Here is a 22,263-nt window from a genome sequence, read left to right on the forward strand (position 1 = left end):
TGGGCCGGGCGGAGGGGGTCCGCCTGTGAGGGACGAGGGAGCTACGCAACCAAGAAGTCTTTGGAAAATTTTATAAAATAAGAGGAAGGCCTTTTGAAGATTTGTTGATTCTTTTACTGGAGATTCGTTGCGTGATAGAAGTTTAAAAAACTGTCATGTTGGGTATTACGAGGCCTCTGTAAACTACAATATCCTTCAAAACAAAAGTTGAAAGATTTCTTCCTATGGTCCAAATGACCTTGTGGTCTTTTTCAGAGGATCATGAATCAAGAACCTCCCGAAGAGCCCACGCGAGATCCTTGATCAACAGCGGCTTTAAAAGAAAAGCCCGTATCCCCATGGCTTTGGCCTTTTCCGATGTCATACTGTGACTAAACCCCGTACACAGGATAATAGGCACGTCGGGTCTAAGTTCTAACAATTGACGCGCCAGAGCTTCCCCGGTGATATGCGGCATCGTTTGATCGGTCACCACCGCATCAAATCGAAAGGGATCGGCCCGAAAGGCTTCCAGAGCTTCAACGCTACTCGTACGCACCATAACCTCATACCCCAACCCCTTCATTGCCTCCTCCCCAAGCCTGGCAAGGGGCTCTTCATCTTCCACAAAAAGAATATGCCCTCGGCCCATAAACACATCTTGTGACAATGGAAGATTTTCCTTTGGATAATGGGCCGCCTCCATCTCCGGAAAATAAATGCTAAAAATAGTTCCCTGTCCGGGTTCACTCTCCACCTTAATTACACCCCCATAACTGATGACGATTCCATGGACTACGGCCAAGCCCATTCCCGTCCCTTCACCGACCCTTTTCGTGGTAAAGAAGGGATCAAAGATGCGTTGGAGGACATCCGGAGTCATACCCGTTCCAGTATCTCGAACAGTCAGGCATACATAGGCACCTCCCTTTAGGTCAGGAGCTGCGCCGATCCCATCAGGTTCACCAATCACACGCTCCAACTTCAATTCAAGAAGACCTCCGCTTCCCCGCATCGCATATTCGGCATTGGCACACAGGTTCATCAACACCTGATGCATTTGGATGGGATCTCCTAATATGATCGAGGTCGCCTCAGTGAAATGTTGACGAATGTCGATGGTCGCCGGGAACGTGGCACGAAGGAATTTGCCAACCTCCTTGACCAACACTTGAAGGTCAAGCGGCTGCTGCATTTGCTCGGTTTGTCGACTAAATGTCAAAATTTGTTGCACCAATTCCTTGGCGCGCTGCCCGGCTACCAACACCTCATCAAGATTCTTTTGTGCCCTGTCATTGTCCCTGGCACTCTGTTTGGCAAGTTCCGTATAGCCAATGATCGCCATAAGAATGTTATTGAAATCATGGGCAATACCGCCTGCCAAGGTCCCAATAGCCTCCATTTTTTGAGATTGGCGAACCTGATTTTCCAACTGTTTCAATTGAGTGATATCCGTGTTGGATCCAAACCATTTCACCACCTGCCCCTCTGGATTAAAAACAGGAAGAGCCCGCCCGAGATGCCATCGGTAGGCATGGTCTGACCCCCGCAGTAGGCGAAATTCGATTTCGTAGGGTTGGTTGGTTTCACGTGCCCGGTCCCAGCAATCCAGACATCCAGGCAGATCATCCGGATGCAGAAACCGCTGCCACCCATGACCGATCATCTCCTCAAAGGATGAGCCGAAATACTCGAGAACCCGTCGATTGACATAATCTAAAGTCCCATCTGGGCGTGCCGTCCATACCTGCTGAGGAATCGCTTCACTCAAGAGTCTGAAACGTTCTTCACTCTCCTGGAGTACCGTCTCTGCCTGCTTCGTCTGAGTAATATTAAAGATGACTCCACGCAATTTCACAGGCTGATCATGTTCCACCACCACGGTCACCAGGTCCCTCAGCCAGATCACCTCCCCGTTCTTCTTAAAAAATCGGTATTCTAATTCATGGTTTTCTTTCCTGAGAGTGGCTTCCCGGCAAAAATCCATCACCCGGCTTTTATCAGCTTCATGAAGCCGACCCCAGAAAAAATCGGAATTCTCTAACCATTCATTTACAGGGTACCCTAACAAACGCTCGGCCTGTTGACTCACAAAGGTAAGCCGATAAGAAGGGAACTCACACTCCCATACAATCCCCTCCAGTGAATCGACTAATGTCAAAAAATCCTCTCTCGATTTATTAATGGCTTCTTCCGTTTGTTTGCGCTCGGTAATATCTCGAAAGGTGACGACGGCTCCGGTCAGATTCCCATCCTGCCAAATGGGCGTGCTGGTATAATCCACCGGGAAACTGGTGCCGTTTTTGCGCCACAAGACTTCATCTTCTACCTGCCGAAAAACCCCGTCAGAATAGACCGCATACATTGGGCAGTCTTCACTGGGATAAGGAGAACCATCGGATTTGGAATGATGGACGGTTCCATGCATAAAGGATCCAATAAGCTCCTGGGGCGCATACCCCAACATTTTTGCCCCAGCCGGATTGACAAAGGTTGTCCGACCTTGTAGATCCAATCCATAGATCCCGTCACCAGCCGAGGACAGGATCAGTTCGTTCTGACGTGACAACTGCTGAGCCTGCTCCTCTGACTTTTTCCGTTCCGTAATATCATGTGTGACCGCCAAATGTTCGATTTCATTCGTGATGGGGTTCTTGAATGGCACCGCATACGTTTCTATCCAACTTCTGGTGCCTTTGAGGCTCTGAACCTCAAATTGAAGGGTCTGTTTCTTCCCCTGTATTACCTCGTGATGCATCCGCTTAAAGGCATCCAGATACTCAGGCACGACGAGGTCAAAGACAGAACGTCCAAGCACATCATCGGCATTTGTCGCTTCAATTAAATCCAACCCCGCAGGATTAATGTGGAGCAGAGTCCCATCGGCGGCAACCCGTTTAATGCAACCCGGCCCCATTTCAAAAATAAGGTGTAATAAGGTTTCACGTTCTGTCCGTTTCAATTCCGCCTGCTTCTGCTCAGTAATATCCTCCGAAATTCCCAAAAGATATTGAGGGATTCCCTGACCATCTAAGATCGGAATTTTTTTGGTATGCAGATACCGTGTCCCATGAAATCGGGTGTGAATGACTTCATCCGGGATATCAATCAGGGTTTGACCTAGTAAGACTTCTCGATCCTTCCTGGTATAAAAATCTGCTTCCGATTTGGGAAACAAATCGTAGTCGGTTTTCCCGATCATCGCTTCCTTGGAATAGCCAATGAGCTTTTCTCCGGCTTGATTAAAGCGGATAAAGCGGAGATCTTTGGCATCTTTCACGAAAATCATATGCGGGAGATTATCCACAATGGAGGTCAAAAACCGTTGACTGTCCTGCAAATGGATCTCTGCCTGTTTTCGGGTGGTGATATCTTGAACGATGCCAAGCATTCGTTGGTGGAGACCATCCTGATCTTTAACAACCTGCCCCTTGCAGGCGATCCACCGGACCTCCCCGGTTGGCCACACGATTCGATGCTCGACTTCATAAGGCACCCCGTTCTCCAACGTTTTTCCAATGATTTCTTTAAGCATCGAGCGATCATCAGGATGAATGCAGTTTTCGTAAGCCTCAAATGTTTCATCAAGCATCCCGTGCGCTAACCCGAAGAGCCCGGCCACTTCCTCCGACCAGATAAGATGGCCGGTCGGAATATGCCAATCCCATATCCCCATATTTCCCGCCTTCAAGGCCAACGTCAGCCGTTGCTCACTTTCGGAAAGCAAAGCTTGCGTGCGTTCCTGTTCGAGCTGTCGTTTCGATTCACTGGAGGTGAGCGCCTCTTCCGCCTGTGCGGCCTTCCAAGTCAAATCCTTGGCCGCAACCGCGCGATGCACCATCTCAACCACCTCTTGCCGGTCATAGGGTTTGATCAAGTGTGCAAATGCATGATGTTGCAGAGTGAGGATTTTTTCCTTTTGATCGCCATGCGCCGTAAGAATGACCACAGGAAGGGTGGGATCTAGGCCATACAGCCGTTGAAGGACAATTAGCCCATCAAGGTCAGGCAGACCTAAATCCAGGATAACCGCACTATAGGAATGAACCGGGGACACCCGACGTAACGCTTCGCTTCCGGTCTCCACGGTCTCAACCCGATACCCTTCACTTTCCAGCAGATCACTCAAAGCCAGACAAATGTCCACCTCGTCATCCACAACAAGGATAGTGGGTGTGGTGGTTCTCACAGCCTCCATCTTTCTCCCTTTGCTTTCCTCATTTTCTGCCAAAATGGCCTTCAGTAGAGAAGCTTGGCCGGAATCGTGGAAGTATTGTACGCCATTTAAATGAAGGGTCAAACCCAATGGCTCTATCAGGGATTTAAAAGATTTGTGAGTTTCCCAATCCATGAATATGAGTGAAACCCTTGAACATCAACAAAACCAACGGTCTGGCAACCTTTGGCACCGGCTGAGAATGACAGGCAGAGACCAGGGGGAGGCGAATTGGGCCAGAATTTACGGGAGGTCATGATTGTGGATGCGTTTTTTTTGAGGACCAACTTGCCGATGCAGGAGGCACTCTTTGCCCAACGCCCCTCTCAAGGTTCCCAAACATTCACAAATCTTCCGAAATTTTATAGATTTTTACTTGTTTTAGTGACGGCACGAAACTTGAGATGGGCTATATATGCTTTTGATAATCAACAACAATGCCAGGCAGAAAGCGAGGGCACTATGACAACGCGGAGGGCAAGGTGACCACGACGTTTGGCCTGTGGGAGTTTTTGAGCCGTGACGTGACCTTCCTGGGCGGCCCCCACAGCCCCATGCTGAGTTGGCTGGGATCTGTCGGGATTGTAGTATTTTTTCTGTGGCACATTCTCAAAATGCGAAAGGAAACGGCTTCGGTTCGTCTGGCGTTCAATCGAATACGCCCCATGTTGGAGGCACTTGCCAACGAACGAAAGGAAATCGATCGCAACCGCTTCACGCATCATCCGGTAAAGGGGTTCTCAACCCATGTGGACCGGGCGGCATCCACTTCGAGCCGGCTGGACAGTGAAGACATCCACACGCTCGACTCGGGAATGCAACAGGAACCCATCTTTCGCGACCCATGGGCGCAATACCGAATGACACTCATTCTTGAACAAGTCCCGTGGTTTGTCGACCCGCGGATATTCAGCACAAAACGCGCCGCAGAGGTGTTTACTCACGAAGCCCTCATTGCCAAACATGTGAATCTGCCGTTCTATCGTCAATTGCCTTCATTCATCACGGGTCTCGGGTTACTGCTGACATTTCTCGCCTTGTTTATCGGCCTTGGCAAGCTACATGCCGAGGGAAGTGAGATTGTCGGCATTCAGGGGCTGATAAACGGGCTGGCAGGCAAGTTCCTGACATCCATCGTCGGACTTATCGTGGCCAATGTCTTCACGTTCATTGAAAAACCGCTCATGGCCCGGCTGATAAGCGATCATTACGTTTTTCTTGGTCTCATTGATCAACTCTTTCCTCGAAAAACCATGGAGCAAATGTTAGAGCAACTCACGGCCATGCAAGGCCGATCCTCAACCGACCATTCGGCCTCCGGCGGAGAAGGCCGCCCACACACGGCCGAATGGGAGACAAACAGGCTTGCCGGTTCAACTGCCGATTTAACAGCGGCCATACAAACTTTGACGATATTGCAGCAGGAGCAACATGCGGAAATCCGACGAACCGTGTCGGACCTTTCACGTGTCATGACGGACCGGCTTCAAGGTCCCCTTAATGATTTGAACGATGCCATTCACAGCCTCACCAAATGGCTCAAGGAAGCCAATCTGCATCCTATGCCGACGGAAAAACCTTTCGAAGACCGCCCAGCCCTTTGGAAGACCTCTTCATACGCTCGGAGCCCTTCCATGATCAGCCTTTTCGATAAAATCGGCTCCTGGCCAAAACGGCCGGGGCCAGTCAGGCACCGGCGGACAGGATGAGTTCCCCGACGGATCCGGATAACACCAGTTCTCTCACGACGGGAGGAATCATCGATCTCATGACCTCACTGGCCATGATCTTCATTCTGCTCTTTGCGGCCTTTATCACCCAAACCCCCTCCGAAGCCCGATCGCAATTGCAAGAACACAAAGAGAATGTGCAGGCAGCCCTTCGGGACCACTTAGAGCGATTGGGACTTACCCTGGATTCCGATCCCCACGATCCGCTCACGCTTCTCATCGTCGTCCCCGACAATAAACTCACCTTTGAGTTCGGACAAAGCATACTTTCTCATGACGCCGTCCAGTTTTTACAGGAGGCGATGCCGTTCTATGCGGCCGTCTTATGCGGACCTTTACGCGACAAAATCGATTCCCTCGCAATCCAGGGTCACACCGACGATCGCGGGGACGATGCCTATAATTTAAAATTAAGCCAGGAGCGATCCCTGGCCGTGATGGTGAAGGGGCTAGAGGCCATTGAGGCGCAAGAGCCGTCGGCCTATCAATGCTTCCAAGCCATGACATCAGCTTCCGGCCGTGGCAGGCAAGACTTGATCTACGATGGGAATAGCAGGGTGAACCGGGAAAAGAGCCGCCGCGTGATCTTTAAAATCCGGCTCCGTTCAACCGAGCAACGTCACATGGCCGAAGGGCTTCCCACAATTCTTCCATCGTTGTAGGCATCAACCTGCCAATGTGATCCCAAATTTCACACTGTCACCACAATTTTCCCTTTTTGCTGGTTGGAGACCATATAGCGATGCGCTTCCGCTATTTCGGCCAAGGGAAACGTGCGATCGATGATCGGTTTTAACGCGCCGGATTCTAATCCCTGGTAAATATAGTCTTTCCCGCGCTTCAGCATTTCCGGGTTTTTGACAATCTCAAACAACGTATACCCTCGTATGGTTAACCCTTTTGCCAGGGCAGGGAACAAAGGAAATGGGGTTGGGTGTGGAGCCAATGCCCCATATTCAAAGATAATCCCTCCAGGTGCGGTGACGGCGGCGAGTTCTTCCAACAACGGACCCGCAACAGGATCAAACACCAGGCGCGCGCCTTTTCTAGAGGTGAGTGCCATCCCTCTTTCCACCAGATCTTCCTCATCGGTCACAATCACCTGATCCGCTCCCGCTTGAAGGAGAAAGGCTTTTTTATCTGCGCCACGAGTCGTTGCAATCGCGATTCCTCCGGTAGCTTTGACGATTTGAATGGCCGCCAATCCCACGCTGCTGCTGGCGGCGGTTATCAAAACCGTGTCGCCTGTTTTCAGATTTCCGTATTCTATGAGTGCCCCATACGCCGTCATGTATTGCATCCAGATGGCAGCACCTTCAATGGCGGAGAGGTTGTCGGGATAAGGAGCGGCCGCAGATGCCGGGACGATGGCACTCTCACCATAGACACCATATTGGCTCATGGGATAGGACGGGATCGTACTGACCCTGTCCCCAATCCGAAGGTCTGTGATGTCGGGACCAACGGCATCAATGACTCCTGCCGCTTCATACCCTATCCGAGAGGGCAGTTGAGGAGTCTCCAAATATTGGCCTTTTCTCAGCATGACTTCGGCGCGGTTAAGGCCAATAGCCTCCACCTTCAGGCGAACTTCTCCCTTGCCCGGTTCGGCCAAAGGTAACTCTTCAAGCTTCAGAACGTCAGGTCCGCCTGTTTGATGAAAACGCACGATCCTTGGCATCACCTACCTCCTTCAAAAAAATCATTTGGGTCAGGTTTTTGATCGTTCCTTCACAAATTTCACGATGCGGTCCACGTCGTCATCCGCCTCCCGGACCATTTGGAGAAATTCAATGGGATTGACGTTGACCTTTCTCAGAAATCGACGATCCGCACCGCAACTATACATCAGATCGGGTGGCAACTCTCCATAAAGCTTGGCTCTGGCTTTCTCGATAATGCGCGGAAACCATTCCAATCCGGCCAGAGAGGCCTCCCGGGGCGGGAACAATTCGGTGATTTTCACAAATTTCGAATACTGTCCCTGTTGATCGTTTAAAAAATAATCCCGCCTTATCCTGGTGATGGCGAGAGCGGTTTCCGGATCGGGTTCTCCGGCATCACACCAGTCCTCCACAAAGTCGAAAATTTCCTGAGGCGTGGCCCCGATCGATCGAAGAAAATCTTCTTCTTTTTTCGTAAACATTACGTCCACCTTACGCTCCCCGTTTTTATAGGCCGTGACTTTGCTTTCGAAGAGGGCCCGGAATCTCTCTTCCCACTCTTCGGATTCATGATTCATCGTTTGATGTTCCCTTGCAGTTCCAAGTGTATAATCACAAACTTCTGTCGATTCGGATATTGGTTCCTTGAATTGTACGGATGTTTTCATTTCCTTGTCTCCTATTTCAGCATGGCCATTAACATTAATCGACTGACATTCGTTCACACCGGCACTCGCAATTGTCTGCTTAATATCTCAATTCCAGTTTCCAAGGCCGTGATACGGCCTTTAAGGGGCAACATAAGCCGGTCGACCTCCTCTTGTGAATATTTGACAGGAATGTGTTGTCGGCAATTGGTATCCCAGGCTTCCACATGAAAACGAATAACCCGTTCGGGCTTTCCCTTGTACCGGTAATCAGAAAGTTTCTTAAGCAAGGCGGGATCATCCTCAATCACCTCTGCGGTTCCCCACACCTTGATTCGGGTTTGGGTCGCGTAATCCATCAGGAACAAAAAATACTGATGATTTTCGGCTAAATTTCCTAATGAGATATATTGGCGATTGCCTGCGAAATCAACAAAAGCCAGAGTGCGGTCGTCCAGTACTTTGAGAAAGCCCTTGGGACCTCCTCGATGTTGGATGTACGGCCTTCCGTCCTTGTTGGCGGTGGCCAGATACAATGAATCCTGCTTCCTCACAAAATCTGCAAGCTCTTGCGTGATGGTGCTCGACCATCCGTCTCCTTCTTCCATTTGAGCAAAAGGTTTACGTGATCCCATCCTCTCTTGGAGGGCCTTTACGGATGGGGTGAACGCGATATCACTGATTGGTGGTTTCATGGCTTAGTCTCCTTTTCCTAACTCAAGTGGTCGTTAGGCGGCCTGTTCTTTCAGTGGAAGATAGTCGGTATATCCCTTCATATCTCCGCCATAAAATGTGGCACGATCATAGGGGGTGAGAGGTGAGGATTGGCGGATACGCTCCGGGAGGTCAGGGTTGGAAATAAAGTGCCTTCCAAACGCAACAGCATCAGCCAAATTATTTTCTACATATTCAGAGGCTGAAACGGGAGTATGTCCTCCGGCAGAAATCAGGATGGTCTTCAGGACAGGACGAAATAATGAGGAGGTCTGTGGTTTGTCTTCAAGACTCTCGTCCTGCATGCCCGCAAATGATGAACGTGGTTCAATTAAATGGACATAGGCCACGCCTCGGGTATCCAGCGCCCCAAGCACATAAGTGAACAGCTTGATGGGATCGCTATCCTTCATGCCGTTAAACGCGTTAAAGGGTGATAACCGCACGCCGACACGATCTTTCCCCCAAACTTCGATGACGGAATCGACAACCTCCAACAACAAGCGGGCACGATTCTCAATGGATCCTCCATAGTGGTCAGTACGTAAGTTGGAACCATCCTGAAGGAACTGATCGAGTAAATACCCATTGGCTCCATGGACTTCTACGCCATCAAAACCCGCCGATTTGGCGTTTTGAGCCCCTGCGTTATAATCGCCAACAATTCCCGGGATTTCATCTGTTTCTAATGCGCGCGGAACCAAAATCGGCGTTTCCTGCCAATCGACCGTATACGTCCCGCTGTTTTCCGCAGCAAGAGCAGAGGGCGCAACCGGCAACCCACCATCAGGTTGATGAGAGGGATGAGAAATACGCCCCACATGCCAGAGTTGAAGAAAGATTCGGCCGCCGGCTTTATGCACGGCATCGGTCACGAGTTTCCAGCCTTGGACCTGCTCAGGGGAATGTATGCCAGGGGTACCAGGATAGCCTTGGCCCTGTTGGGAGATTTGCGTAGCTTCAGAAACAATCAAACCGGATGACGCACGCTGAGCATAATATTCGGCATTGAGCTCGTGAGGAACATTTCCTGGCTGCTGTGATCGCATCCGTGTTAACGGTGCCATGATGATGCGATTGGGTAAGGTCAGGGAACCTATGTGTAATGGCTCAAATAGTTTTGTCATGATCTGTTTCCTTTGATGAAATAAATATTACGTGACCCGAACTTTTCAATCATGGCGATCGTTCACTTGTGAGCCACCTTTCTGGTATCTAAAAATCGGCGGATATGGGCGGCGATAACCATCCCGTCCTCCTCAAGGGCAAAATGGCCCGTGTTTAAAAGGTGAAACTCGAGATTCTGTAAATCGCGTTTATAGGGATAAGCCCCCTCGGCCGGAAAGATTTTGTCATGCTCTCCCCACACAATTAACGTTGCGGGTTGATATTTGCGCAGATACGCCTGCCATTGGGGATAATGGGGCAGGTTTGAGCCGTAGCTATAAAACAACTGTAATTGAATGTCCCTGTTGCCCGTTCGATCCAAAAGATACTGATCCACCAGCCAATTATCTGGACTGATCGCTTCCGGATCTCTTACCCCATGGGTATATTGCCATTTGGTCGCGGACAGGTTCAGAAAGGCCTCAAGAGCCACGGCGTTCTCGGTCGTGCGGTCTTCCCAATAGGCCCGAAACGGTTTCCAAAATTCCCGCAAGCCCTCCTCATAGGCGTTCCCATTCTGGATAATGAGAGATTCGATCCGTTCGGGGTGATTGACCGCCAATCGAAATCCCACCGGCGCCCCGTAATCCATCAAATAGAGGCTGTAGGATTTCAAGCCCACTTTTTTGATAAATTTCTCTATGACGATTGCCAGATTGTCGAACGTGTAGGTGAACTCGTCCACCGTCGGCATAGAGCTATTTCCGAATCCCGGATAATCCGGAGCCAGCACATGAAACCGATCCGACAATTGTGGAATCAGATTCCGGAACATATGTGAGGAAGTCGGAAACCCATGAAGCAATAAAATAACCGGCCCATTCTTAGGCCCTGCCTCACGATAAAAAATATTCAGACCGTCGACCTCAACCGTTTTATGAAGCGTGGGGTAGTTGACCGCCTTGGGCACGGCGTGACCTGACGCCGGTTCCTGATTTCCGGACTTGGAGGCCGTCGCTCCCATAACCAACAGCCCAAGGAGACTGAACGGCACCACTCCCAAGAAGGTGATAAATGCTTTAACCATCGTGTTATTCAAGCGTTTCATGTTTATGTTCTCCTTTACTCTATTGGTTCGGCGAGTCTTCGCCTTTCAAATTAAGGGCTCGAATCAAACAAATTGTTGCCCCTATACGGCTGCCACTGAGTCATGCAAACGGTTCACGATCTCTTCCGTCGTTAAGACAGTATTGGCAATCATTCGGTAGTTAACCAGCGCGGATTTGTACCCATCCCCTTCGGGAACTTTGGCGCCTGCCGTGGCATCCTTGACCACGGCAACCTCAAAGCCTTGCTCCATCAATTCTCGCATGTGTGATTCCACGCAGAGATTCGAGGACATGCCGGCAAGAATAACCTTGCTGAATTTCCGCTTGCGCAATTGCAGCACCAGATCATTGGTCTCCGGCCCGTAAACTTTATGCGGATTCACAACGATGGTTTGACCGTCTGCAATGTATGGCTTGAATCGCTCGAGCCAATCCGCACCGGAGTCTGTAAAATTTTCCAAACTTAACGGATCGACACGATCGAACATGTTGATACTGTGCATCACCGCTTCCAATGTGCCTTCAAACGCCCATCCATGATCCGAGGGGTAGTAGTAGTGAGGTGAAACAAAGACCTGGATTCCCGTCTGTTTGGCGGTTTGAAAAAGTGTGTCTAGATGCTCAACAGTGTTGTTCTCGGTCACGCTTTCGCCGACCACGCTCCACGCAACGCCTCCTGGGCTTAAAAAATCATTCTGGGGGTCGGTAACGACTAGGGCCGTCTGATCAGGAATAAAGTCCATGCCTGGGTTGGGAAATGCCATGATCAATCTCCTTTTTGAATAGGTGAATAGTATTTTGGATTAGGTGTGGTAATACCGCTCATGGATGATCTTGCCGTCCTGCCATTTGGCGACCACCACCTGTTCAACATGAACCGGCGTACCATCCCTTGCGATCCAATCCATGACGGTTTCATAAAATGTCACATCCTTGCCCACGCCTTTGGCCGTGACATCGAACCGTTGCCATTTTTTCACCGTGCTGAGAAATTGTTTCTCCCGTTCCAAATTGGCACTGCGCCCCACCGTCGGGGACTCATTGTTTTCCTGCATCGCCGCATCGTCCGCATAGAATTCATTGATGGCATCCAGAATGCGGCCTTCCCGGATGTATGCAAACAAGTCCTCCAGTCTGTCTTGAAGGTTAAGGGCAGTTTGTGTGGTCATGGTTTTTCTCCTTTCATGACAGGAATGATTGAGTAATGGTGGTTCTGAATTTAGACCTGGACGGTTTTAGACCCTGGCTTCCAGCCCGGAAACCGCAGGGAAGTCCACCTCTGTCCCGGCCACGTGGTTGAAATAATTGGTAAACAGTGTCAGCCCGATATTGGCCAGGATCTCTGTGATCTCCCCGTCCGTAAACCCGGCCTTGCGGAGTTTGGCAACCTCTTCGTCCGTAACCTGTCCCCGGTTCGACACCATCTGCCGCGTAAACTCCAGGGCCGTGGCCTCCTTGGTGTCGAGTGATTCCCCGCGCCGGCTGTCACTGATAGCCTCCTCACTGAGCCCCATGGTTCGGCCAATAGCCGAGTGGGCCGCGAGGCAATACCGGCAGTCATTGACCTCGGAAACGGTCAGGGCAATTTGTTCGCGAAACTTCGCCGAAAGATGGCCTTTCGAGAGGGCTCCCGAAAAATCGAGATACCCCTGAAGGACCGCCGGCGAGTTGGCCATGGTCCGCATAATGTTAGGCGCGAAGCCGAGCTTACTTTCCACGCCTTTCAACAAACGTTGGGCCTGGCCGGTGGCGGTCTTTGGATTGAGTGCAGGTAATCGTGGCATGGTTTGGGTTCTCCTTGTGTGAGTTTGGTAAACGTTCGCATTCATGTTTTCGTGGTATTACAATGACCGTGCCAATCGATAAAATTTCATAACATATTGTTTTATTTATAAAATTTATATTTACACCATTATTAAATACAACGAAAAATCGTGCCACACGAAAACTCATTGCACATCAACGAAATTTCGTTTAAATTTTCAGCTATGACGACGACAAAGGCGGAATGCCGAGAACCCACATTGGATTCCCTGAAATGCCTGTTGCTGGACATCGCCCAGCAACGTTCATTAAACGACTTACTGTGGTTGATTGTGCGACGGCTGGCAGATCGACCCACAGTGGTCCTGGCGCGAATCTGGTTGCTTAAACCCGGCGATATCTGCTCCACCTGCCGGTTCAAGGAGGAATGCCCTGATCAGAGGCAGTGCCTCCACCTCGTAGCCAGTGCGGGCCGATCGGGTGGGGGAGATAAAACCGAATGGATGAAAACCGACGGGTACTTTGCCCGGTTCCCGCTGGGTGTGTGCAAAGTGGGGCGGATTGGAAAGACCGGCGAACAACTCGTTATTAATGAGATGGAACACAATCTCGCCTGGATTGCCAGGCCGGACTGGGCCAGGCAGGAAGGCATCCAGGGCTTTCACGGACAACCCATCATCTATAAAGGGGAAACCCTGGGCGTATTGGCCGTGTTCGAACGGGAACCGGTCACGAATGAGGCCACCGTCTGGTTCCGGATGATTGCCGATCATGTGGCCGTGGCCATTGCCAACGCCCGGGCTTTTGAGGAAATCGAACGACTCAAAGCCCAATTGGAATTGGAAAACACCTTCTTAAAAGAAGAAGTCCTGGAAGCACAGAATTTTGGTGATATCATCGGGCAGAGTCCGGCCATCGCCAACCTGGTCCAACAGATTGAACTGGTGGCTCCCACCGATGCCACCGCACTCATCTCCGGAGAATCGGGAACCGGAAAAGAATTGGTCGCGCGGGAGATACACCGCCGCAGTCAGCGCAAGGATCATCCGCTCGTGCGGGTCAACTGTGCCTCGATTCCCAAAGATCTCTATGAAAGCGAATTTTTCGGGCATGCCAAAGGTTCCTTTACCGGCGCCATGAAAGACCGGGCCGGACGGTTCCAAGCGGCCGATGGCGGCACGCTCTTTCTGGATGAAGTAGGAGAAATCCCCCTGGAGATGCAAAGCAAACTCTTACGCGTCTTACAGGAGGGAGAATACGAACGGGTAGGCGAGGAAACCACCAGAAAGGTCAATGTCCGCATTATCGCAGCCACCAACCGAAAGTTGGCCCAAGAGGTGGAAGCCAAACGTTTCCGCCAGGATCTGTATTACCGGTTGAATGTTTTTCCGATTGAAGTCGCCCCACTTCGCAATCGCAAGGAGGATATTCCGCTGTTGGCCGGCATGTTCATGGCCAATGTCCGCAAAAAATTGAATTGCACAGGACGGGAATTAACCCAGGCCGAAGTGGTGAAACTACAAAACTATCATTGGCCGGGCAACGTGCGGGAACTGCAGAACATCATCGAGCGCGCCGTAATTTCCTCACGATGTGGATCGGTCAAGTTCGACCTACCCGTGCCCCAAGCCAGCGGGGCCTCACTCAAAACACCCATCAAGAAAACTGGTGACAGCGCCGGCCGGATTCTGACCGAAGAGGACATTCGCCTTCAGGAAAAAGGAAACATCGAAGCCGCATTACTCAAAACAGGCTGGAAAATCTACGGCACCGGCGGGGCTGCGGAACTCCTCGGCATCAAACCCACCACCCTCCTCTCCCGCATCAAAAAGATGGGGATTGAGAAGGCCCATTAGATTGGCGTCACTGACTTGAATTTAGGTAGGAATGGAATACAAGTCAAAAATGTATGCGTTTGCGGTATTCGCCTTTAAGGAGAGCAAGAAATTCACCCTGCGCAGAACAATTACCATGGCTGGGAATGCCGCAGACTAACTTTACCTCTCCAAAATCGATTTTCGTGTTTAGCAGCCAAGCAATCTCTACCTCTTAAAAGAAGATGAGTGAATATGATGGATAATTTTACTCCTGGCCAACGCTGGGTGAGTGACAACGATGCCGCACTCGGGTTGGGCATCGTCCAATCTGTCGCCTTTCGCACGGTTCAAATTGAATTTCCCGCCGCTGATGAAACACGCACGTATGCAAAAGCCACTGCCCCTCTGACACGCGTTGAATTTGATGTTGGTGATTCAATTAGCAGTATGGATGGTTGGCGTCTTTCGATTACCAAAATAGAACATGTCAGCGGCACAGTGCGCTACCACGGCATTCGGGAAAGTGGTGAGGCGGCCACCATGCATGAACGTGAGCTGTCCGATGCACTCACGTTTAATGTACCTCAAGACAAACTGTTTGCCGGGCAAGTTGACGACAACAGATGGTTTGAGCTACGTGCGGCCACGTTGCAACACCTTGCCACACAACAAGCATCAACAAGCTTTGGCTTACACGGGCCACGTGTCAGCCTGATTCCACATCAAATTTATATTGCCCATGAAGTATCAACGAGAACCGCCCCGCGTGTCCTACTCGCCGATGAAGTGGGACTCGGTAAAACCATTGAAGCCGGTTTAATTTTGCACCGTCTGACACTGACCGGGAAAATACACCGTGCTTTAGTTATCGTACCGGAACCACTACTGCATCAGTGGCTGGTGGAATTGCTCAGGCGCTTTAATTTACGCTTCACCTTAATCGATGAGCAGTATTTTTCACATATCGACGAGGCATTCGACAATCCAGAAGAATCGGCACCTCTTGAAAACCTTTTCGATCAATTTCCCCTCGTGTTATGCGGATTACACTTTGCCTGCCGCGATGATATCGCCCCGTTAATGGCCATGTGCCATTGGGATATATTGGTCGTCGATGAGGCGCACCATCTGGAGTGGACACCGGGCGAGAGCAGCCAGGAGTATCGACAAATCGAAACGTTAGCGAATCAGTCAGATTCAGTCTTGTTATTAACAGCCACACCCGAGCAATTTGGCACGGCAGGACATTTTGCCCGTTTGCGACTACTCGACCCGGCGCGCTTCCACTCGCTCGACAGCTACCTAGCCGAGGAGAAACAACATGCCGCGACTGCCGGGCTGGTGAATCTCCTACTCGATCATCAGACCATGACTGAAGATGATCTAGCACATGTACGTTCGCTCATTGATGATAGCGATGCCATCGACCTAGCAGCCATCAATGCCGCTAATAACGATGCACGCATACTTCGACGACACCTCATCGACCGGTTGATTGATCAACGCGGCACTGGCCGCATGTTGTTCAGGAACACGCGTGCGTCAATCAGCGGGTTTCCCCAGCGTCACTTCATTCCTGCTGTACTCGATGACGACAGAAACGAGACCCGCATTGACTGGCTTTCCGATAAACTACGAGAACTATCGCCGCACAAAGTGCTACTGATTTGCGCGACCGCCGAGACCGCGGTTTCCCTATCAAAAATAATGCTGCAAAGGCATGGCCTGCCAGCCGGTGTTTTTCACGAACACATGAGTCTCCTGGAACGAGACCGCGCTGCCGCCTGGTTTGCCGATGCCGAAGACGGTGCGCAAATATTGATTTGCTCGGAGATTGGCGGCGAAGGCCGAAACTTTCAATTTCTACATAATATCGTCCTGCTCGACTTACCCGATAAACCCGATTTACTGGAGCAGCGCATTGGCCGCCTGGATAGAATCGGGCAGCAGCACGATATCAATATTCACGTGCCTGTCGCGGCAGGTTCAAGAGACGCACGACTGAGCCGCTGGTACCATCATGCACTCAATGCGTTTGAGCATAGTTGCGTAACCGGCCAACACATCAAGGCCGAAATGGAAGAACAATTTGCTGCTTACCTTGCCGGCGAACACCCCGATGAGGACCGGTTCATCAAGGAATGCAGGCAACTGCACGAGCAAAAGACCCGGCAACTCACCCTTGGTCGCAACCGGTTGCTCGAACTCAGTGGTTGCCGTCAGGAAATTGCTGACCCGTTGATTAAAGAAATCAAACACAATGAGCAGGAGAACATCTTATTACGATACCTTGAAAACGCCTTTGATTGTTTTGGGGTTGAAATTGAAGATCATTCGCCAAGCAGTTGGATCGTACGACCGGGTGCTCATTTACAGGTGGCACAATTTCCTGAGTTACCCGAAGACGGCATCACCGTGACGACCAATCGCGAGACGGCCCTTGCGCGAGAAGACATGCATTTCCTGAGCTGGGAGCACCCGTTAGTCCGTTCGACAATCGACTTGATTTTGAACGGAGAACGAGGCCGAGCCAGTGTCTGCGCGTTACACCTGCCACATCTTCCACCGCACAGTATTTTAATCGAAGCCATATTCCAATCGAACTGCCCTGCACCCGCCGGATTAGAGACCGGGCGCTACCTTCCTTGCCACGCATTGCGCCTGCTGGTCAACCAGGACGGGGAAAACTATACCCAGCAACTACCACCTGACAGCTACGAAACTTTACTGGAAAAGATCAATCGGAAAGTCGCACAGCAAATGATCCAGAGCACACGTGCGACATTAAAAAAACAGGTGCAACACATTGAGGAAATAGCCGCGCAACAGCTCCCCATGCTTCGCAATGCTGCCATCGCCTCGATGCATGAAGAATTAGATAACGAGTTACAGCGTCTCCTTACCCTGCAAAAGCGCAACCCCACAATTCGCGATGAAGAAGTGCAATTCTTGCGGACGAAAATTTCGGATTTGGAAAAGCATTTGCAAAGCAGTACCCTCCATCTGTCCGCGCTGCGTGTCATGTATACGGTTTAAGCCGTTGAATTCAATCCTCGAGGGTACATTCCCCGTTGCGTGTGCTGTAAATTCCTCGTGTGAGCGAGTACAATCATTAGGGAAATATGTGAAACAACAAAAAAAGGGGTCGCGTCTGTTGTTGTAATTTAGTTTAGTTAGGTAGGTATTCCTTATGGCGGGCCGCAGTCCTTTGGTTTGCAAGAAGTCTAAACAGTGTAAAGACAGACTTGACTCGATCCCCGAATAAAAGGTGAACGGCGGACGAGGAATGAAAGGAAATTGAGGGGGATTCCGAATTGGCATCTAAAAGCGAAGAAAAATTTAGGCTGATCTAAGGGGCGGTTCCCCTCGTGCCCGGAAGGCATGCCCACCACTCCCTGAGGGGACCCTCGTCGGGAACCTCCTTGCCATCGCTTCTCCCATTTCGCCAAGGGGGAGAGATTGCAGGCACATCCCATTTTTTATCGGGACACAAAATTATTTTAAAACTCTAATAATATAATTTTTTATAACAGTTAAAATCGCCAATTTTCGGCTTCCATGAATTGCTCCAAACTCAGGCATGGAATCTTAAAGTTCTCACAAATATTGGGAACTTTTACAGCATCCGGCTTATGGTTTTCAGTTGTAACTACTGGGTAACCTGCAACTGCTGCTCTAGCAATAATAAAAGGATCAGCGTTTTTCCCACCTTTCAGAATCTTTTGTCTTTCAATGTTTTGCCTAAAATGGGCGACTTTATAGATTGCAGTTACGAAAGCTCCTTCTTTTGCGTTAGGTGTAATGTAAATTTCTTGATTATTTTGTGCCCATTTGTATAAGCCGACATTCCGATCTTCAATTTCTCGAAGTGCTTCTCTGGTTGATGTTATTCTATTTTCAGAAATCATTTCATCAAAAAGTGCCCAAAGGGAAGGAAATCGCTCCCGATAAAAATTCGAGAATAGAGTGATAAAAACATTCGTATCAAAAACGTAACTCATCCGCTTGTTACCCGAGCATACGTTTCCTCAAAAGTATTAACGTTTTTAGGTTTCATATTGAGGTATTCAGCTAGCTGAACTTTGTCGATCTTGTTTTGGTAATACTGCTTGAAGGCAATATTAATGTAGCGATGGCCAAGATAGGCCATCTGGTTGTAATAATAATTCCCACCCTTGCCTTCACGTTTTCCCTGCCTTTTCCAGATATCCGCTGCCTTTTCATATTCTTTCATGGATATAAGGTCTCTATCCAAAAACTTCCTGTAAATAACTTCTCTGCTTACGTTATACCTGTTACTCAATATAGAGGCAGTTTCTCTATCCGGTGGAAGGTTGCCTCTAACTTCGTCAAAACTATCATCTGGAACAAGTAATTTTCCGGCAAAACGATTGCAAATAATTTCAATTTTCTGGGAGTTTTCTGGCAGCGTGTCTATGTAGCTATCATCGAGGGCATCAACGCCGCTTGTGTGAAATATTAAATGAGCCAGCTCGTGAAACAAGGTAAAAATCTGCTTTGTTTTTGTGGTGCTATTATTGACGTATATAATCGGAAAAGTCTCATCAAAGAGACAAAATCCAGAGTATTCATCCATATAGAAAGGCTCTTTAAATACAAAAATACCTGCACTGGCAAAAGCTTCTCGCCAATTCTCCAAAGCAATCTCAATGGAAGGCCATTGGAATTGCTGGTCAAGGGGCACCCTCATATATTCTCGAACCTTAGCGGCCATTTCTTCAATTGATCCATCAACTTCAAACTCCAGGTGTGTAATCATCCTAATCGCAGGATTTGTTCCACCATTTAATTCTGCAAGATTTAGCTGCATTGCTCTTCCCTTACGAAGAAGAACTCTTATTTCACGAGGGATTTGATCAAATTCTAGTTTAGTTAAGGTGCGGAAAGACTTTTCTATCGGTTCAACATCTGGAGGTTCAGGAAAGAAAAAAACGGCAATCGGACACTTAAATTTATCCGACATCTGCTCAAGTTGAGGATAAGAAGGGCTAGAAGATCCACTTTCCCATTCAGCTATTTTCTTAAACTGTTGTTGGGCTTCTTCTATTGAATATTGGGCACGTTCACGTGCCCAGGCCACGACCGAGGGCGTTATAGGTAAACTATCTTCCGGTGTATGAACTTTTGGCATCTTTACTTTAGTCTATTTCAAGAACTTCTCTTAATCCATGATTTTAATCTTGAATGGGTACTTTTAACATAGGAAATTACTTTACCTTGTTTTGAGGCTTCTCATCCAATGCAGCTTTTACGAAATAATCGCTTATAAAATCAACCCATTAGGGTTCTGGTGTATAATCAATGCTTAAGTCACGTTGAATCTGAGGTTTTTCCTGAAGAGATTTTTGAGATTGTTCCCAGCCCAGTTCCATATATTTGGCGAAATCCTATTTAACGCCCAACATTTTTTATTCGTGCTTCTCAATGTTAGGCCGAACTTGATTCTGTAACTTCTGATGGCGGCAAGATTCAGCTTCTTGAAGACTATCTTTAATGTTGTCTTCGTATTATGGACCAGCCACTTTCCTCTTGCCTGAATCAATTTCCAAATGATAAAGGGCGTCAAGTAGATAATGGTGAGATATGTCATCATAACGAGGACGGCAATTACCTCGCTCGCCAATCAATACGCCAGACACAGCTCGCCGATATTGACCGTTGAACTCCGGTTAACGATCGACGCTCCAATCGCAAGAACCCGGTTTTTAGGATTCCCTATTCGTACGTCCCGCGGATGGGATAGTCATTCTCCTGAATCCATTTCAAGGTATCGATTAATTCCTCGGGATCGGACCTGTTGAACGGCGTATTGGACATGTCGATCAACTGGACCTTGCCTTCCGGATTCACGGCAAACATGGCCGGCTCGGGGAACGGTTGGTCCGTCTCCTCCTTGGAGCGCGGTAGGGAAATATACAGGCCGAGTTCCTTCATTTGCTCGATAGACAGGCCGTAGGCCACCGGAAACGTTGAGCCGGTTTCTTCAACCATCTTCTTGGCTTTGTTTTCCGGATCGCCTGAGACGGCCACGATTTCTGCTCCCACAGCCGGAAATTTTCCTTTTAAGTCCTCGAGTTTCTTGAGGTATGTTTTGCATATCGGGCAATGTAGTCCCCGATAGATAAACACGACCTGCCAGTTCCCCTTTTTTTGTGGTTGTCCCAATGTGACTTTCCCCCCACTGATAAGTGGAAGGGTAAATTCAGGTAGCAGGCTTCCCGACGAAAGCTTTGTTGGAGCCATGTTTATCACCTCCTCAAGATTGATTCAGTTTTTGGTACAACACGGTCCAAACCCCCACGATCATGTGGAGTGCCTATCATGGGAGTTTTAAAAAGACCGACATGACCCCATCTTAACAGGCCCGGAATTTGAAATAATCTTCCATATGTGGATAAAAAATCCTTTTTTAATGGAACTTCATCTAACAACATGAGAATATCCGGTGTGCAATCCTGAACGGACAGTGAACTTACATGCTTGAGAGCAGTCATTCAAAAAGGCTCGTATTCAGGAAGGCCTCCTGAGCTTGCTCAATCCATCCCCGTTTTCCCGCTTTTCCCTTGGACGTCCGACGTCTTTATTCTGGGTTAAAGCGGCAGCGTTGCTCATCTTGCCGGTAGCGGCGTATTTGCTCATGCAGCAAATCGACATCGGCGAAGTATTCAATCCCGACCGGATCACGCAATGGCTTTCCCAGGCGGGACCCTGGGCCCCATTCCTGTTTATGGGATTGATGGCTCTCGCCGTAATCATCAGCCCTATTCCTAGCCTGCCGTTGGACATTGCCGCAAGGGCGGCGTTCGGACCGTTTCTTGGGGCCGCCTATGCGGTGCTGGGAGCGGAATTAGGAGCCATCGTTAGTTTTCTCATTGGACGAGCCGTAGGACGGGAAGTACTGACCAGGCTCCTGCGTATGAACATCGCCTTCTGCGAGAAATGTTCCGACCACCACCTGGCGATTTTTGTGTTTCTGTCCCGTTTACTGCCGATCTTTTCATTCGACTTGATCAGCTATGGGGCCGGGCTCACCAACATGTCTCTTCGTATGTTTGCACTGGTCACCTTTCTGGGCATGATCCCACCAACTCTTGCGCTTACCTACGCCGGAAGTTATGCCACCGGAGGAACATGGCTCACAGTTGTTCTTGGATTTGCCATGGTCGCGCTGCTCCTTCTCATCCCTAAACTTGTCCTTCGTTTTCCCGACTCACGTTGGGTCAAACTCTTGCGAGGAGAGGCCTCGGGTCCGGCTCCCGGATCAACTCCGCCTCAACCGCCAACTATGGACATTGGCGAGGAGGGACCAAGTTGCGCCTCATGCAACAGCCCGATGAAATAAAATGTGAAAGAGTGACCGCAGCGAGATTAGGAAGCAATTCCGCCGGGAAGCCAATCCCGAATATTTAAGCTACCAGAGCCTTTCCTGTCATCTTGGCGTCGAACGCCGGCCATAAAACATTCTGGAGGACATTCTCCGTGGTCGAGCTGTGGC

At 49.5% G+C, this 22,263-nt stretch carries 17 protein-coding genes; 5 read left to right on the forward strand and 12 right to left on the reverse strand.

The window, feature by feature from the left end; genetic code table 11:
* Positions 1–259: 259 nt before the first annotated feature.
* Complete coding sequence (locus PP769_RS03825; protein ID WP_312645384.1) at positions 260–4,168, reverse strand: PAS domain S-box protein; 3,909 nt, start codon at positions 4,166–4,168, stop codon at positions 260–262.
* A gap of 509 nt (positions 4,169–4,677) precedes the next feature.
* Here PP769_RS03825 and PP769_RS03830 point away from each other — a divergent pair.
* Both PP769_RS03830 and PP769_RS03835 read left to right on the forward strand, forming a co-directional pair.
* Positions 4,678–5,904 (forward strand): anti-phage protein ZorA-like protein, encoded by a 1,227-nt coding sequence (locus PP769_RS03830; protein WP_312645386.1) that lies wholly within the window; start codon positions 4,678–4,680, stop codon positions 5,902–5,904.
* On the forward strand, positions 5,901–6,587 hold the full coding sequence (locus PP769_RS03835; protein WP_312645388.1) for an OmpA family protein: 687 nt from the start codon (positions 5,901–5,903) through the stop codon (positions 6,585–6,587). Before PP769_RS03830 ends, PP769_RS03835 begins: the two co-directional genes overlap by 4 nt.
* Positions 6,588–6,616: 29 nt before the next feature.
* Here PP769_RS03835 and PP769_RS03840 read toward each other — a convergent pair whose 3' ends face one another.
* From PP769_RS03840 to PP769_RS03875, 8 genes are all read right to left on the reverse strand, one after another.
* The gene (locus PP769_RS03840; RefSeq protein ID WP_312645390.1) at positions 6,617–7,606 is read right to left on the reverse strand and encodes a zinc-dependent alcohol dehydrogenase family protein; all 990 of its coding nucleotides are present in this window, start codon (positions 7,604–7,606) and stop codon (positions 6,617–6,619) included.
* 30 nt (positions 7,607–7,636) lie between these two features.
* A complete protein-coding gene (locus PP769_RS03845) occupies positions 7,637–8,257 on the reverse strand; it encodes a DUF5069 domain-containing protein (protein WP_312645392.1) in 621 nt (206 codons plus the stop codon).
* Positions 8,258–8,310: 53 nt separating this feature from the next.
* The gene (locus PP769_RS03850; RefSeq protein WP_312645394.1) at positions 8,311–8,931 is read right to left on the reverse strand and encodes a pyridoxamine 5'-phosphate oxidase family protein; all 621 of its coding nucleotides are present in this window, start codon (positions 8,929–8,931) and stop codon (positions 8,311–8,313) included.
* Positions 8,932–8,964: 33 nt separating this feature from the next.
* A complete protein-coding gene (locus PP769_RS03855; RefSeq protein ID WP_312645396.1) occupies positions 8,965–10,077 on the reverse strand; it encodes an alkene reductase in 1,113 nt (370 codons plus the stop codon).
* Between the two features lie 62 nt (positions 10,078–10,139).
* On the reverse strand, positions 10,140–11,081 hold the full coding sequence (locus tag PP769_RS03860) for an alpha/beta fold hydrolase (protein WP_376753417.1): 942 nt from the start codon (positions 11,079–11,081) through the stop codon (positions 10,140–10,142).
* Positions 11,082–11,246: 165 nt separating this feature from the next.
* A complete protein-coding gene (locus PP769_RS03865) occupies positions 11,247–11,930 on the reverse strand; it encodes a cysteine hydrolase family protein (protein ID WP_312645405.1) in 684 nt (227 codons plus the stop codon).
* Between the two features lie 39 nt (positions 11,931–11,969).
* Positions 11,970–12,335: a SnoaL-like domain-containing protein gene (locus tag PP769_RS03870; protein WP_312645407.1), complete on the reverse strand. Its 366-nt coding sequence runs from the start codon at positions 12,333–12,335 to the stop codon at positions 11,970–11,972.
* Positions 12,336–12,401: 66 nt separating this feature from the next.
* On the reverse strand, positions 12,402–12,950 hold the full coding sequence (locus tag PP769_RS03875) for a carboxymuconolactone decarboxylase family protein (protein WP_312645409.1): 549 nt from the start codon (positions 12,948–12,950) through the stop codon (positions 12,402–12,404).
* A 204-nt stretch (positions 12,951–13,154) separates the two neighbouring features.
* Between PP769_RS03875 and PP769_RS03880 the strand changes: the two genes are divergently transcribed.
* Entirely contained in the window at positions 13,155–14,786 is a 1,632-nt protein-coding gene (locus PP769_RS03880) for a sigma-54-dependent Fis family transcriptional regulator (RefSeq protein WP_312645412.1), read from the forward strand.
* Between the two features lie 213 nt (positions 14,787–14,999).
* On the forward strand, positions 15,000–17,783 hold the full coding sequence (locus PP769_RS03885; protein ID WP_312645414.1) for a helicase-related protein: 2,784 nt from the start codon (positions 15,000–15,002) through the stop codon (positions 17,781–17,783).
* A gap of 497 nt (positions 17,784–18,280) precedes the next feature.
* Here the strand turns inward: PP769_RS03885 and PP769_RS03890 are convergent, their stop codons facing one another.
* The 3 genes from PP769_RS03890 to PP769_RS03900 all read right to left on the reverse strand — a co-directional run bounded on the left by PP769_RS03890 (position 18,281) and on the right by PP769_RS03900 (position 21,011).
* Positions 18,281–18,748, reverse strand: coding sequence for a PIN domain-containing protein (locus PP769_RS03890; protein WP_312645417.1), 468 nt, complete (start codon positions 18,746–18,748; stop codon positions 18,281–18,283).
* Entirely contained in the window at positions 18,745–19,899 is a 1,155-nt protein-coding gene (locus tag PP769_RS03895; protein WP_312645424.1) for an ImmA/IrrE family metallo-endopeptidase, read from the reverse strand. Before PP769_RS03895 ends, PP769_RS03890 begins: the two co-directional genes overlap by 4 nt.
* Before the next feature lie 584 nt (positions 19,900–20,483).
* Positions 20,484–21,011, reverse strand: coding sequence for a peroxiredoxin-like family protein (locus PP769_RS03900; RefSeq protein ID WP_312645426.1), 528 nt, complete (start codon positions 21,009–21,011; stop codon positions 20,484–20,486).
* A 286-nt stretch (positions 21,012–21,297) separates the two neighbouring features.
* On the opposite strand from PP769_RS03900, the gene PP769_RS03905 reads away from it, so the two are divergent.
* Positions 21,298–22,110, forward strand: a complete 813-nt coding sequence (locus tag PP769_RS03905) for a TVP38/TMEM64 family protein (RefSeq protein WP_312645435.1) — start codon at positions 21,298–21,300, stop codon at positions 22,108–22,110.
* Positions 22,111–22,263: the final 153 nt, after the last annotated feature.

Origin of the sequence: Candidatus Nitrospira allomarina (genome assembly GCF_032050975.1) — a bacterium.
Taxonomy (GTDB): Bacteria; Nitrospirota; Nitrospiria; order Nitrospirales; family UBA8639; genus Nitrospira_E; species Nitrospira_E allomarina.

Excerpts from the sequence above, each read along its gene's own strand:
- PP769_RS03840 (WP_312645390.1), bottom strand. The coding sequence starts at position 7,606 with ATGCCAAGGATCGTGCGTTTTCATCAAACAGGCGGACCTGACGTTCTG.
- PP769_RS03870 (WP_312645407.1), bottom strand. The coding sequence starts at position 12,335 with ATGACCACACAAACTGCCCTTAACCTTCAAGACAGACTGGAGGACTTG.
- PP769_RS03855 (WP_312645396.1), bottom strand. The coding sequence starts at position 10,077 with ATGACAAAACTATTTGAGCCATTACACATAGGTTCCCTGACCTTACCC.
- PP769_RS03865 (WP_312645405.1), bottom strand. The coding sequence starts at position 11,930 with ATGGCATTTCCCAACCCAGGCATGGACTTTATTCCTGATCAGACGGCC.
- PP769_RS03850 (WP_312645394.1), bottom strand. The coding sequence starts at position 8,931 with ATGAAACCACCAATCAGTGATATCGCGTTCACCCCATCCGTAAAGGCC.
- PP769_RS03835 (WP_312645388.1), top strand. The coding sequence starts at position 5,901 with ATGAGTTCCCCGACGGATCCGGATAACACCAGTTCTCTCACGACGGGA.
- PP769_RS03880 (WP_312645412.1), top strand. The coding sequence starts at position 13,155 with ATGACGACGACAAAGGCGGAATGCCGAGAACCCACATTGGATTCCCTG.
- PP769_RS03860 (WP_376753417.1), bottom strand. The coding sequence starts at position 11,081 with ATGGGAGCGACGGCCTCCAAGTCCGGAAATCAGGAACCGGCGTCAGGT.
- PP769_RS03895 (WP_312645424.1), bottom strand. The coding sequence starts at position 19,899 with ATGCCAAAAGTTCATACACCGGAAGATAGTTTACCTATAACGCCCTCG.
- PP769_RS03900 (WP_312645426.1), bottom strand. The coding sequence starts at position 21,011 with ATGGCTCCAACAAAGCTTTCGTCGGGAAGCCTGCTACCTGAATTTACC.
- PP769_RS03845 (WP_312645392.1), bottom strand. The coding sequence starts at position 8,257 with ATGAAAACATCCGTACAATTCAAGGAACCAATATCCGAATCGACAGAA.
- PP769_RS03875 (WP_312645409.1), bottom strand. The coding sequence starts at position 12,950 with ATGCCACGATTACCTGCACTCAATCCAAAGACCGCCACCGGCCAGGCC.
- PP769_RS03885 (WP_312645414.1), top strand. The coding sequence starts at position 15,000 with ATGATGGATAATTTTACTCCTGGCCAACGCTGGGTGAGTGACAACGAT.
- PP769_RS03890 (WP_312645417.1), bottom strand. The coding sequence starts at position 18,748 with ATGAGTTACGTTTTTGATACGAATGTTTTTATCACTCTATTCTCGAAT.